The following is a 12,971-nucleotide window of genomic DNA, read 5'->3' on the forward strand; positions in this document are numbered from 1 at the left end:
GCGTGCCAATGAACCGCTACAGATCCCTTGACCCGTCAGCCTCGGTCGCAGCCGACGCCGTCGCCGTCGCGGTCGAGGTGGCGGCCGTAGCCGGGGTCGCCTCGATGGACGGGGGCGGCTCCTGCCGCGCGGGCCGCGGCGCAGTTCGGGTAGTACGCGGATGGGGGCTTGCGGGTTCGGGTGGGCTTGGGCGCGGGGGCTTGGTCGGTGCCACGGACGGCTGGGCAGCGGCTGCCTGGCTTGGCCAGCCACAGGGTTACGGCCTCGCCCTCGAGTTCCTGGAAGCACACCTTCCAGGTGGACGGGTCGGGCGGGGGCGGGACGTCGGCGTAGGCGCCGTCCGTCTGGACGTCGTCGATCCCGGCCCTGCGGAGCAGCGCGGCGGCCGTTCGGTAGGTGCGGCCGACGACGTCCGGCATACGCGGCGAAGCCGACGGCGAGGCCGTCGGCGAGGACGACGCGACGGCCTGGCCGTCGGCGGACGGGCAGCGCAGTTCCGTGCGGGTCACGGCGAAGTCGATCTTCGTCCGGTCGGGGACGGCCTCGGTTCCGGGGGCCGGACGCTGGAAGCAGACCTTCCAGTTGCCGTCGACCCACTGGCCCGCGTTCCCGGCCGTCGCGTCGTGCGACTTGGTGGTGAAGCCCGCGTCGCGCGCGTGGTCCTTGGCGGCGTCGAGGGGGCGTCCGGTGTAGTCGGCGACGCGGGTCGTGTCGGCGTCGGCCGCCGGCGAGCCGCAGCCCGCGAGGGCCAGCGCCGAGACCAGGAAGAATGCGGATCTCATTCGGCAAACGCTAGGGGCCGCGCACCCCAATGAGACCGGCCAGAGCAGGTCACATCCGCTCTCGGACACCGGGTAAACCAAAAGGCCCCGCCCCCCCGTAAGGGAGGCCGGGGCCGTTGCGAAGCCTTACTCGGCCGCGGCGGGCTCCTTGGGGGCGGGTTCGCCCTTGATGGAGCGGATGAGCAGCTGGGAGACGTCGACGACTTCCAGCGATTCCTTGGCGGCGCCCTCGTTCTTCTTCTCGTTGATGGCGTCGCCGAGCATGACCAGGCAGAACGGGCAGGCGGTGGAGACGGTGTCGGGGTTGGTCTCCAGGGCCTCGTCGACGCGTTCGGTGTTGATGCGCTTGCCGATGCGCTCTTCCATCCACATGCGCGCGCCGCCCGCGCCGCAGCAGAAGCCGCGGTCCTTGTGGCGGTGCATCTCCTGGGTCTTGACCCCGGGGACGTGGGCCATGATGTCGCGCGGCTGCTTGTAGACCTTGTTGTGGCGGCCCAGGAAGCAGGGGTCGTGGTAGGTGATGTTCTCGTCGATCGGGGTGACCGGCGTGAGCTTGCCCTCCTCGACCAGGTGCGCGAGCAGTTGGGTGTGGTGGACGACCTCGTAGTTCCCGCCGATCTGCGGGTACTCGTTGGCCAGGGTGTTGAAGCAGTGCGGGCAGGTCGCGACGATCTTCTTGGCGCCGGCGTCGTTGAGGGTCTCGACGTTCTGCTGGCCGAGCATCTGGAAGACGAACTCCATGCCCAGGCGGCGGGCCGGGTCGCCGGTGCAGGCCTCCATCGGGCCCAGGACGGCGAACTTCACGCCCGCGATGTGCAGGAGTTCGGCGACGGCCTTGGTGGTCTTCTTGGCCCGGTCCTCCAGCGCGCCCGCGCAGCCGACCCAGAACAGGTACTCGGTCTCCTCAGGCAGCTTCTCGTCGACGACCTCGACCTCGAAGTCCAGCTCCTCGATCCATTCGAGGCGCTTCATCTCGGACATGCCCCAGGGGTTGCCCTTGTTCTCCAGGTTCTTGAGCATGACGCCGGCCTCGGACGGGAACGAGGACTCGATCATCACCTGGAAGCGCCGCATGTCCAGGATGTGGTCGATGTGCTCGATGTCGACCGGGCACTGCTCGACGCACGCGCCGCAGTTGGTGCACGCCCACAGGACGTCCGGGTGGATGACGCCGTCCTCGCCGACCAGCTCCCGGTCGACCTGCATCGCCTGCTTCTGCTCGTCGGTGAACGCCGCGCGCTCCTCCTCGGAGGCGAGCATGTAGGGCGCCTTGGCGAAGGCGTGGTCGCGCAGTTCCAGGACGACCATCTTCGGCGACAGCGGCTTGCCGGTGTTCCAGGCGGGGCATTGCGACTGGCAGCGCCCGCACTCGGTGCAGGTGGCCATGTCGAGGAAGCCCTTCCAGGTGAAGTCCTCGATCTTGCCTCGGCCGAAGGTGTCCTCGTCCGGGTCGGCCTCTTCGAAGTCCAGCGGCTTGCCGCCCGACATCATCGGCTGCGCGGCGCCCAGGCCGTCCGGACGGCGCTTGAACATGACGTTCAGCGGGGCGATGAAGATGTGCAGGTGCTTGGAGTTCACGACGATGACCAGGAAGATCAGCGCCACGCCGATGTGCAGCAGCAGGCCGATCGACTCCAGGACTTCAAGGGTGTCGTGGCTCAGGTTCTCAAACGGCTTGCCGCACAGGTAGGAGAAGTAGGCGCCCTTGCCGAAGGCCAGGTTGCCCGACGCGGACGCGACTCCCCGGAAGAAGAACATCGTCCAGATCACATTGAAGATCATCACGAGGATGACCCAGGCGCCGCCGGTGTGCGAGCCCTTGAACCGCGACGCGCGGTCCAGGCGGGCGGGTGAGTTCTTCCAGCGGATGATCGCGAACGTGGCCAGGCCCGCGGCGCAGGCCAGCGCGATGGTGTCCTGGACGAACCCGATCGGCCCCCACGTCTGCAGGAACGGGATGTGCTTGTCGAGCCCGAACAGCAGCGCGACGGCCGCCTCGCCGTAGACGGTGGCCAGCAGGAAGAACGCCCACATGACCGCGAAGTGCGCCATGCCCGCCACGGTCCATTTCAGCAGCTTGCGCTGCCCCAGGACCTCCACGGCCTGCCCCTCCACCGCGCCCTTGGGGTCACGCTTGACCTGCAGGGTCCGCTCGGGGTCGGGCTGGCCGCTCTTGAACAGCTTCACCAGGAACCGCACCCGCCGTCCGGCGAGCGCCAGCGCGACCGCCGTACCGGCGAGCCCAATCAGCAATGTGAGCCAGAACACTGTTCCGTCCTCCTGAGGTACGGGCGTTGGCAGTCAGAGTAGGGCTCGCGCAAGACTGCACTTCATCCGGGCCCCGAATACTACTCGGCAGTAGCTTACGCGTCTAAACGCGCCGCCCACCACCACCGTTGATCACCGTTTCACTACCCCGCGTGGATTCTCTCGTACCGCACCGATGACTTTCGCGGCCCCGGCGAGTCGATAACGGCAAGGACGACCACGCCAAGGAGCCCACATGATCGACCTCGCGCCCGCCACCCGCAGGACGGCGGAACTCATCGTCGCGATCTCCGAGGAGCACTTCAAGCTCCCGACCCCCTGCCCGCAGTACACGGTGGGCGACCTCGTCCACCACATGGACGGGCTCGCGCTGGCGTTCACCGAGGCGGCCGCCAAGCACGTCCCCGAGGGCGGCACGTCCGGCCCGGTCGTCGACGCGTCCCTGCTGGAGGACGGCTGGCGCGACCGCGTCCCCCGGCGCCTGGCGGCGCTCGCCGAGGCGTGGCTCACCCCCGTCGCCTGGGAGGGCATGACCGAGGTCGGCGGCGTGGAGCTCCCCGGCGACATCGCGGGCCTGGTCGCGCTGGACGAGGTCGTCGTGCACGGCTGGGACCTCGCCCGCGCCCTCGACCTGCCCTACTCGGTCGACCCCGGCCTGATCGAAGCGTGCATGACCATCCTCACCCCCCAGCCGGACGAGCCCGAGCGCCCCGTCGGCGACGACGTCATGTTCGGCCGTCCCGTCGAGATCTCCCCCGAAGCCCCGCCCCTCGACCGCCTGGTCGCCATGGCGGGCCGCAATCCCCTCTGGACCCCGCCCGAGCACTAAACCCCCGCACGTGCGCCCCCGGGAGTAACAGCGCTAGCCCCCGCCTCAGTGCTAAACCGCCGCGCGTGCGCCCCCGGGAGCAGCGGTGGACGAGCGGGTCCCCAGAAGGAACGCGGTTTCGAAGGTCGCGTCGCCCAAGGCGCGGCGGGCCGCGGAGGTGATGCGGTCCACGTCGCCGCGTTCGGCGGGTGGGAGGGGCGCGCCGACCGAGGCGCGCAGCGCGTGGGCGGTGCCGAGCAGGCGGGCGGCGTCCTCGGCGTGGCCCGCGGCGTTGCGGGCTCCGGCCAGGCCCTCGCAGGCGAGCGCGAGGGCGCGCCGGTCGCCGACCTGGCGCGCGTGGTCCATGGCCTCCACCGCGAGAGCCTGCGCGGCCTCGGCGTCGCCGCGTTGCTCGGCGACGAAACCGAGCTCGGCCAGGAGGAAGGCCAGACCGGCGGCGCCGTCCCAGCGGCGGCACCATTCGAGCCATGCCCGCAGGTGCGCCTCGGCGTCGTCCAGGCGGCCCTGCCTGCGGGCCAGCAGCGCCAGCCCGGTCTCGGCGAAGTGCTCGCCGCGCGGGTACGACCGCGACGCCGCGATCCGCCGGGCGCGGCGGTGCAGCTCGTCGGCGCGGTCGTCATCGCCGGTCAGCAGGGCGATCCGCCCGAGCCGCGCGAGCATGTTGCTGACCTCGTGCCACAGACCGAGGTACTCGGCGATGCGCAGCCCCTCCGCGCGGTGCGTCTCGGCCTGCCGGTAGTCGCCGGTCGCCTCGGCCAATTCCCCGAGGACGTAGGACGCCTGCAACTCGCCCCACATATCGCCGATCTCCCGGAAGATGGCCATGCTGCGCTCGCCGTCCCGCCGGACGGCCGCGAAGTCGCCGCTGGTCATCGCCGCCTCGGCCCTGACCTTCAGCGCGGCGGCCAGCCCCCATCGATCGTCCAGCTCGGCGAAACCGTCCAGTGCCCGGTCGACCAGCCCGAGCGCGGCGCCGGTGTCGCCGAAGCCGAGGCGGCACAGGCCGACGAACCAGCGCGCCCGCGCGAGCCCGGCGGGGTCGCCGGCCCGCTCGTACTGCTCCAGGGCGTCCTCGCTCTGCTTGACGGGGTCGCCGTCGGCTCCGTCCAGGACGAGCAGCGACATCCCGGCGCGCCAGGCCAGGGCCGCCGCGCGGCCGGGGCCGCCCGCTCCGGCGGACAGGGCCTGGGTGAGCGAGCGGCGGGCCTCGTGGAAGCGGCCGCGCAGGTACCAGTACCAGGCCAGCGCGTTGACCAGGCGCAGCGCCGACGCGGGGTCTCGGGCGGCGGCGGTGTCGAGGGCGGCGCGGAGGTTGGCCGACTCGCCGTCCAGGCGTTCCAGCGCCAGGCACTGGCCGCGCCCGCGCAGGTCCGGCGCGGCCTCCTCGGCCAGGGCCACGTGGTAGGCCAGGTGGCGGTCGCGGAAGGCGTCCTCCTCGCCCGCCTCGCGCAGCCGGTCGCGGCTGTAGGCGGCGACCGATTCGAGCATCCCGTAGCGGGCGCCCGCGGGGCCGTCCGACAGGACGACCAGCGACCGCTCGACCAGCCGTCCGAGCAGGTCCAGGACATCGGCCGGACGGACGTCGCCGCCCGAGCAGACCCGCTCGGCGGCCCGGAGGGTGCAACCCCCGGCATGCACCGACAGGCGGCGCAGGACGACGCGCTCGGCCTCGGTCAGCAGCTCCCAGCTCCAGTCGATCATCGCCCGGAGCGTCCGCTGCCGGGCCGGGACGCCCCGCGGGGACGCGGTCAGGACGCGGAAGCGGTCGTCCAGCCGGTCGGCCAGCTCGCGGACGCCCATCACCCGGACGCGGGTCGCGGCCAGCTCCAGCGCGAGCGGCATCCCGTCCAGGCGGCGGCAGATGGACGCGACGGCGTCGGCGTTGCCCGCGTCCAGCGCGAAGCCCGGCGTCGCGGCGGCGGCCCGCGCCGTGAACAGGCGCACGGCGGGCGAACGCTCCAGGTCACCGCCGTCGGGCAGGTCGAGCGGGGGCACGGTCCACACGTGCTCGCCGCCGATCGCGAGCGGTTCCTGGCTCGTCGCCAGGATCCGCAGGCCAGGCACGGCCCGCAGCAGCGTCCCGGCCAGCTCGGCCGCGGAGTCGATCACGTGCTCGCAGTTGTCGAGGACGAGCAGCATCCGCCGCGCGCCGATGGCCTCGGTCAGCCGGTCCACCAGCCGGACGGGCTCGACCGCGGCCTCGTCCCGGACGCCGACGACCGCGGCGACGGCCTCGACCACCTCGGCGGCGGGCGCGCCGGGACGCGCCCGTCCGGCCAGCTCGACGACCCAGACCCCGTCCGGGAACGCGTCGATCTGCCGGAACGCCGCCTCCAGCGCGAGCCTGGTCTTGCCCACGCCGCCCGCGCCGGTGAGCGTGACCAGCCGCTCGGACGCGAGCAGCCCGCGCACCAGGCGGACGGCCTCCTCTCGCCCGATCAGCTCGGTGAGCTGGGCCGGAAGGTTCGTCCTCGGCCGCGTCCCGGCGTCCAGCGCGGGGTCCTGCCGCAGGATCGCGCGGTGCAGCGCGGCCAGCTCGGGACCGGGGTCGACGCCGAGCTCGTCGCGCAGCCGATCGCGCAGCTCGGCCAGACCGGCCAGGGCCTCGCCCTGACGTCCGGCCCGATAGAGGGCCCGGACATGGACCGCCCGCAGCCGCTCGCGCAGCGGATGCGCGTCCACCAGAGCGGCCAGCTCACCGGCGAGCACCCCGTGTTCGCCCAGCTCAAGGCGGGTCTCGGCCAGATCCTCCAGCGCGACGAGCCGCCGCTCCTCCAGGCGCCGGGCCTCGTCCCGGGTGAACTCCTCGAAGTCGGCGTAGGCGGGGCCGCGCCACAGGCCGAGCGCCTCGCGCAGGAGAGCGGCCTTCGCGCGCGGGTCGCCGTCCTGGCGTCCGGCCCGCTCCAGCAGGTCCTGGAAACGGTCGGCGTCGACGTCCTCGGCCGTCAGCGCGTACCCGGGAGCCTGGAAGGTCACCAGCTCGCGGGCGCCGGGTTCGGCCTCGTCGAGGGCCCGCCGCAGCTGCGAGACCTTGGCGCGCAGGGTCGCGGACGCGTTGGCGGGCGGCGCCGTCCCCCAAAGATCGTCGATCAGCCGGTCGGCCGGGACCGTCCGTCCGCGATGGACCAGCAGGTCGGCGAGCAGGGCCCGGACCTTGGTCTCCGGCACCCGGACGGGCTTCCCCTCCCCCGTCCGCACCTCCAGCGGACCGAGCACCCCGAAACGCACCCCGTCACGCTAACCCACCACAACCGGATCGGAACCGAACCCGAACCCCCGAAACGCAAGCTGTGACCTGACGAAAGGAGATGCACCATGACGAAGACAGCGGTGAGCGTGCTCGGCCTGGGATCGATGGGACACCGCCTCGCCGAGGCGCTGCTGGAGGCGGGCCACCCGGTGACGGTGTGGAACCGGTCGGCGGGCAAGGCCGACGACCTGGTCGCGCGAGGCGCCGTCCTCGCGCCGACGGCCGGGGAGGCCGTCGCCGCGAGCCCGATCGTGATCGTCTGCCTCCTGAACTACGACATCGCCCACGCGATCCTCGGCCCCCAGGCCGGGCAGTTCGCGGGCCGCACCCTGGTGAACCTCACCAACGGGACGCCCGAGGAGGCCCGGGTGACGGCCTCCTGGGCCGCCGTGCACGGCATCCCGTATGTGGACGGCGGCATCATGGCGACGCCGCCCATGATCGGGCGGCCCGAGGCGTTCATCGTCTACAGCGGCAGCCGCAGCGGGTTCGACGAGCACGCCGCCACGCTCGAAGTGCTGGGCGCCGCCCGCTACGTCGGCGACGAACCCGGCCTTGCGTCCCTGTACGACCTGGCCTTGCTCAGCGGCATGTACGGGATGTTCGGCGGCATCCAGCACGCCACCCGACTGGTCGGGACCCGGCGCGCCGCCGAGTTCGCCGCCGGCTTCCTGGTCCCCTGGTTGCGGGCCGTGGCCGAGGTCGACCCGGACGCCATGGACGACGACTCGCCCCTCAGCATGCAGGCGGTCGCGCTGGCCAACATCGTCCAGGCCAGCCGAGGCGAGGGCCTGGACGACGCGACCCTCACCCACCTGCTGACCCCGATGGCCGACATCGTCGAGGCCGGCCACGACGACCTGCTCCCCGCCCTCATCAAGGAAATCCTCGCAGCGACAACCTGACGACATCCACAAGCTCGGAACGCCCCCAACACCAACAAGGCCCTCGCTAACGCTCGGACAGCCCCATTGGGGGCTCCCGCCCCCAAACCCCCAAGGCGGGGGGCTCCGCCCCCACACCCCCCAAAGTCAGCCCTCAAGCTCTGGTACGGCGTGAAGAGCCAGGTCATTGGCCTGATCCAGGGGTTGCGGCAGCGATGGCCGGTCTTATGAGTGGGGTCTTTGGCCGGGGCGGTTGACGACGGTGATGGTCAGGCGGGCTGACTGGTCGGCGACTGTGCCCTTCTTGTAGCTCATGTGCTCGTCGCTGTGGTCCTTGATGACCACGGTGCGGTGGCCGCGGTAGGCGTAGGTGGACGGGTCCAGGAGCACCTCCTCCCTAATCCAGCCCTCCGCCGCGGAGGAAAGGGAGAGGGCCGGACGGCCTTCCGCGTCCGACGTTCGCTTGGTCAGGGTCACGCCGGGGGTTTTCGCGAGGGCTCGGTAGATGGCGGCCTCCTGCGCGGGAGGGACCAGGCTGTGCACGAGCATCGCGCCGAGCAGAGAGAAGACGGGGTCCTGATGCGGACCGGCCTGCTTCTTGGCCCAGGCGAGCAGTGCGTCCGGGTCGCGGGGCAGGGTCGACACGGTGGCGTAGTCATTGGGGATCGACGTGCCCCCGGTGGGGGCGATCACGAGTTTGCCCCCTTCGAAATCAGCCGTCTGTTTGCCGTCGGCTCGGGTCCACCTCTCCTGGGTGTAGGTCGTCGCCGGTGACTTGGGGGTGAAGGGGCCGTACTTCTTCTTCTTGTGGTTGACGTCCTTGTACCGGGTCTTGATGTAGACCCACTGGTCGGGACGAGGGGCGGTGAAGGGGCGGCGTTCGGCGGCGTACGCGGCCCTGGTGAGCGCCTCCTTGGCGTTGGCGGCGGGGGCCGCGGGGAGGCCGGGGATCGCGGTGCGGGGTCTGCCGTGTTCGTCGGTGCCGCCGATGTTCTGGGCCACGGTCGTTCCGGCCGCGATGGTGACCGCGAGGCCGCCCACGGCGACCAGCCGCGGCGTCCACCGGCGGCGCCGGGGCCTTTCGTCGGAGGCGATGATGCGGTCGCGGGCGGCGCGGGCGGCGGGCTCGTGGGCGGCGCCCGCCAGGGTGCCCGGCGGGACGGGGTTGGTCGGCGCGAGAATCGTGCGGACTTCCTGGACGTCGTTGTTCATGCCTGCGCGCTCCTGGGCGTGGTGGGGGCGAGAACGGGCTTGTCTGCGGCGTCGAACTCGTCGAGCGCGGCCGACAGGCGGCGCCGTGCGCGGTGCAGCCGGACGGAGAACGCCTTCTCCGAGCACCCGGCGACGATCGCCGCTTCCTTGGGGCTGAGTTCCTCCCAGCCGACCAGTTGCAGGGCCTCACGGTCGTGCGGCGAGAGCCTCCGCAGGGCGGCGCCGAGGCGGCCGCCCTCCGCGAGGCCGTGGGCCACGTCGGCGACCGGCTGGTTCGTGCCGCGCTGGTCCTTGATGCGTCCCCACAGCCGGCCCCGGCGCCGGTGGCCGCGCATTTCGTTCGCCAGGACGTTCCGGGTCACGTGAAGGAGCCACGGGAACGGACGGTCGGCGGGGATGTGCCGTCGGCGTCGCCAGGCGATCAGAAAGGTCTCGGCGGCGATGTCGCGCGCCGTCTCGTGGTCGACGCGCCGGGCGGCGTAGCTCAGCACGTCGTCGTAGTGGCGGTCCCACAACTCGGTGAAACCGTCATCAGGATCCGGCACTCCGGCTCCCTTCTCGTCTGGAGCAGTGTCACAGCGAGATGTCCGGCACCTCCGGATTTCCTACACCAAAGATCCGACCTGTAGGGAACGCCGAGGTGCCGGACATCTCTCGACGACCGTCTCGTTCACCGCTGTGAGGAGCCGCCTCCGTCCGCTCAGCGGGGGTGGGGGCGGGGCGCTTCGAGGCGGGACGTGATGCGGTCGAGGTCGAAGCGTTCGGCCTGGGGAATCGGGACGCCGGTGGAGGCTCTCAGGGCGGCGGCCTCGTCGAGGAGTGCGGCGGCGCGGTCGAGTCGTCCGGCCAGGGAGTGGGCTCCGGCCAGGCCCTCCAGGGCCAGCGCCACGGCCCTGGGGTCGCCGAAGGCGCGGGCGGAGGCCAGGCCCTCGGTGTGGAGGGCGAGGGCCTTGTCGGCGTCGCCTCGTTGTTCGGCGATGAAGCCCAGTTCGGCGAGGATCAGGGCCACGCCGGGTTCGCCCTTACGGGAGCGGTCCCAGTCGAGCCAGCGGTGCAGGTGCCGTTCGGCGGTGTCGAGGCGTCCCTGACGGCGGGCGCCGATGGCGAGGCCGATCTCGGCGAACTGCTCCACCTGGACGTTGGAGCGTTCGGCGGCCATGGCTCGGGCGCGTTCGTGGAGGCGGTCGGCGCGGGTGTGGTCGCCGGTGAGCAGGGCGATGCGGCCGAGCTGGGCCAGGGAGCCCGCGACCTCGCCCCAGAGGCCGAGCTCCTCGGCGATGCGCAGCGCCTCGCGGTGGACGCGTCCGGCCTCGGCGTAGTCGCCGGTGATCTCGGCGAAGGTGCCGAGGGTCTGGGACGCCTGGAGCTGGCCCCAGCGGTCGCCGACCTCGCGGAAGACGGCCATGCAACGTTCGCCGTCGCGGCGGAAGCCCGCCAGGTCGCCGCGGGTGAGCTGCCAGGTGGCCAGCAGGACGAGCGAGGCGGCCTCGCCCCAGCGGTCGCCGACGGCCCGGAAGTCGGAAAGGGCGCGGTGCAGCCGTTCGCGGCGGGCGTCCTGGTCGCCGTAGCCCTGCTGGGTGAGCGCGAGGAACCAGCGGGCGCAGGCGCGGGCGGCGCGGTCGTCGGCGTCGAACAGGTCCAGGACGCCGGGGTCGAGATCGTCGCCGAGCAGCATCCCCATGCCCGCTTCCCAGGCCATGGCCAGGGGACGGCCGGGCGCGTCTTCGGGGGCGATCGACAGGGCGAGGCCGATCAGGCGCCGGGCCTCGTTGAGCCGTCCGCGCACGAACCAGTACCAGGTCAGCGCGTTGACCAGCCGGAGCGCCCGGTCGGCGTCGCCGCGCTCGACCAGGTCGTCGAGGGCGGCGCGGAGGTTGGCCGTCTCGGCGTCGAGGCGTTCGAGCCATTCCTTCTGCTCGGGGCCGCGCAGATGCTGTTCGGCGCGTACCGCCAGGTCGACGTAGTAGCGGTGGTGGCGTTGCCGCAGGCGCCGGAGCTCTCCGGCCTCGCGGAGGCGTTCGTGGCAGTAGGCGGCGACGGATTCGAGCAGCCGGTAACGGCGTCCCTCGACCAGGACGACCAGCGAACCGTCCACCAGGCGGGCCAGCAGGTCGGGGACGTCCTCCGCCCGGACGCCCGCGCCGGAGCACACCTCCTCGGCGGCCTGGAGCGTGCACCCGTCGGCGTGGACGGCCAGCCGCCGCAACAGGGTGCGCTCGGCCGGGGACAGCGGCTGCCAGCTCCACTCGATCATGGCGCGCAGCGTCCGCTGCCGGGCGGGCGCGTCGCGGCGGCCCGAGGCCAGCAGGCGGAACCGGTCGTCCAGCCGCTCGGCCAGGTCCTGGACGCTCATCGACCGGACCCGGGTCGCGGCCAGTTCCAGCGCGAGCGGCAGGCCGTCCAGGCGGCGGCAGATGGCCGCGATCGCCTCGGCGTCGGCCTCGTCGGGTTCCAGGCCCGAGCGGGCGACGAAGAGACGCACCGCGCTCGGCTGTTCGAGGGGCGGCGCCGTCCACAGGAACTCACCGGAGATCGCCAGCGCCCGCTGGCCGGTCGCCAGGACGCGCAGGCCGGGCACCGCGCGCAGCAGCCGCGCGACCAGCGCCGCGACCGGCTCGACCACGTGCTCGCAGTTGTCCAGGACGAGCACCGTCGGCCGGGCTCGCAGCGCGGCGACCAGGTCGGCGTCGTCGCGCAGGCCGAGGGCGGCCGCGACGGCCTGCTCGACCTCGGTGACCGTGGGACGCGTGAGCCCGGCCAGCTCGACCAGCCACACCGCGCCCGTGGTCAGGCGGGACGCGGTCTCGATCGCCAGCCGGGTCTTGCCGACGCCCCCCGGTCCGGTGATCGTCACGAGCCGCTCGGTCTCCAGCAGCGTCAGCACCTCGCGGACGGCGTCCTCGCGTCCGATCAGGTCGGTGAGCCGGGCGGGCAGGTTGGTGCGGGGCCCGGGGTCCAGCGCGGGGTCCTGCTCGAGGATCGCCTGCTGAAGGGCGGCGAGCTCCGGGCCCGGGTCGAGGCCGAGGTCGTCCCGCAGGCGATCGCGCAGTTCAGCGAGGCTGTCGAGGGCCTCACTCTGGCGTCCCGACCGGTAAAGGGCCCGCACATAGACGGCCCGCAGCCGTTCGCGCAGCGGATGGACGTCGACCAGCACGCCCAACTCGCCCGCCAGCAGGGCGTGCTCGCCCAGCTCAAGCCGAGCCTCGGCCAGATCTTCGAGCGCGTCCAGCCGCTGCTCCTCCAACCGCCGAGCAGGAAGCCGAGCGAACTCGTCATCGGCAAAGTCGGCCAACGCGGGCCCCCGCCAAAGCGCCAGCGCCTCCTGCAAAAGCCCAGCCCGCATCGCGGGATCGGGGGTATCACGCGCTCGCGCCAAGAGCGCCTCAAACCGATGGGCATCAAGGGCACCGGGCTCAATCAGCAGCCGGTAGCCGGACGCCCCGTGCACTAGAACCCCGTCCCCGACCACCTTGCGCAGGCGGGAGATCTTCAGTTGCAGCGCCCCCGCCGGGTTGGCGGGCAGCCGGTCGCCCCACAGCCCGTCGATCAGCCGGTCGGCCGGGACGGGACGCGGCGCGTCCATCAGCAGGGCCGCGAGCAGGGCCCGGACCTTGGCCTCGGGCACGCGGACGGCCTCCCCCTCACCGCCGAACACCGCGAGCGGACCGAGCACCCCGAAACGCACACCGCCACATTAACCCCGCCGCCGACAGCACTCCGACAGCGCCGTTTCGCAGGCTGGTCCC

The 12,971-nt window shown here is 72.5% G+C and carries 8 protein-coding genes; 2 read left to right on the forward strand and 6 right to left on the reverse strand.

Annotated elements, in window-relative coordinates; genetic code table 11:
* Nucleotides 1-35: 35 nt before the first annotated feature.
* Nucleotides 36-782, reverse strand: coding sequence for an excalibur calcium-binding domain-containing protein (locus ACQPY4_RS01790; protein ID WP_433331677.1), 747 nt, complete (start codon nt 780-782; stop codon nt 36-38).
* A gap of 126 nt (nt 783-908) precedes the next feature.
* On the reverse strand, nt 909-3,050 hold the full coding sequence (locus ACQPY4_RS01795; protein WP_433331679.1) for a (Fe-S)-binding protein: 2,142 nt from the start codon (nt 3,048-3,050) through the stop codon (nt 909-911).
* 235 nt (nt 3,051-3,285) lie between these two features.
* Here ACQPY4_RS01795 and ACQPY4_RS01800 point away from each other — a divergent pair, with 235 nt between their 5' ends.
* On the forward strand, nt 3,286-3,879 hold the full coding sequence (locus ACQPY4_RS01800; RefSeq protein ID WP_433331681.1) for a TIGR03086 family metal-binding protein: 594 nt from the start codon (nt 3,286-3,288) through the stop codon (nt 3,877-3,879).
* A 51-nt stretch (nt 3,880-3,930) separates the two neighbouring features.
* Here ACQPY4_RS01800 and ACQPY4_RS01805 read toward each other — a convergent pair whose 3' ends face one another.
* Nucleotides 3,931-7,107 carry a BTAD domain-containing putative transcriptional regulator gene (locus ACQPY4_RS01805; RefSeq protein WP_433331683.1) on the reverse strand — a complete coding sequence of 1,059 codons (3,177 nt, stop codon included), beginning with the start codon at nt 7,105-7,107 and terminating at the stop codon, nt 3,931-3,933.
* An 87-nt stretch (nt 7,108-7,194) separates the two neighbouring features.
* Here ACQPY4_RS01805 and ACQPY4_RS01810 point away from each other — a divergent pair, with 87 nt between their 5' ends.
* Nucleotides 7,195-8,034: an NAD(P)-dependent oxidoreductase gene (locus ACQPY4_RS01810; protein WP_433331685.1), complete on the forward strand. Its 840-nt coding sequence runs from the start codon at nt 7,195-7,197 to the stop codon at nt 8,032-8,034.
* Nucleotides 8,035-8,238: 204 nt separating this feature from the next.
* On the opposite strand, the gene ACQPY4_RS01815 is transcribed toward ACQPY4_RS01810, so the two are convergent.
* From ACQPY4_RS01815 to ACQPY4_RS01825, 3 genes are all read right to left on the reverse strand, one after another.
* On the reverse strand, nt 8,239-9,225 hold the full coding sequence (locus tag ACQPY4_RS01815) for a CU044_5270 family protein (protein ID WP_433331687.1): 987 nt from the start codon (nt 9,223-9,225) through the stop codon (nt 8,239-8,241).
* The gene (locus ACQPY4_RS01820) at nt 9,222-9,770 is read right to left on the reverse strand and encodes an RNA polymerase sigma factor (RefSeq protein WP_433331689.1); all 549 of its coding nucleotides are present in this window, start codon (nt 9,768-9,770) and stop codon (nt 9,222-9,224) included. Before ACQPY4_RS01820 ends, ACQPY4_RS01815 begins: the two co-directional genes overlap by 4 nt.
* Before the next feature lie 155 nt (nt 9,771-9,925).
* Entirely contained in the window at nt 9,926-12,910 is a 2,985-nt protein-coding gene (locus ACQPY4_RS01825; RefSeq protein WP_433331691.1) for an ATP-binding protein, read from the reverse strand.
* Nucleotides 12,911-12,971: the final 61 nt, after the last annotated feature.

This window comes from Spirillospora sp. CA-294931 (assembly GCF_050946795.1).
GTDB lineage: Bacteria > Actinomycetota > Actinomycetes > Streptosporangiales > Streptosporangiaceae > Spirillospora.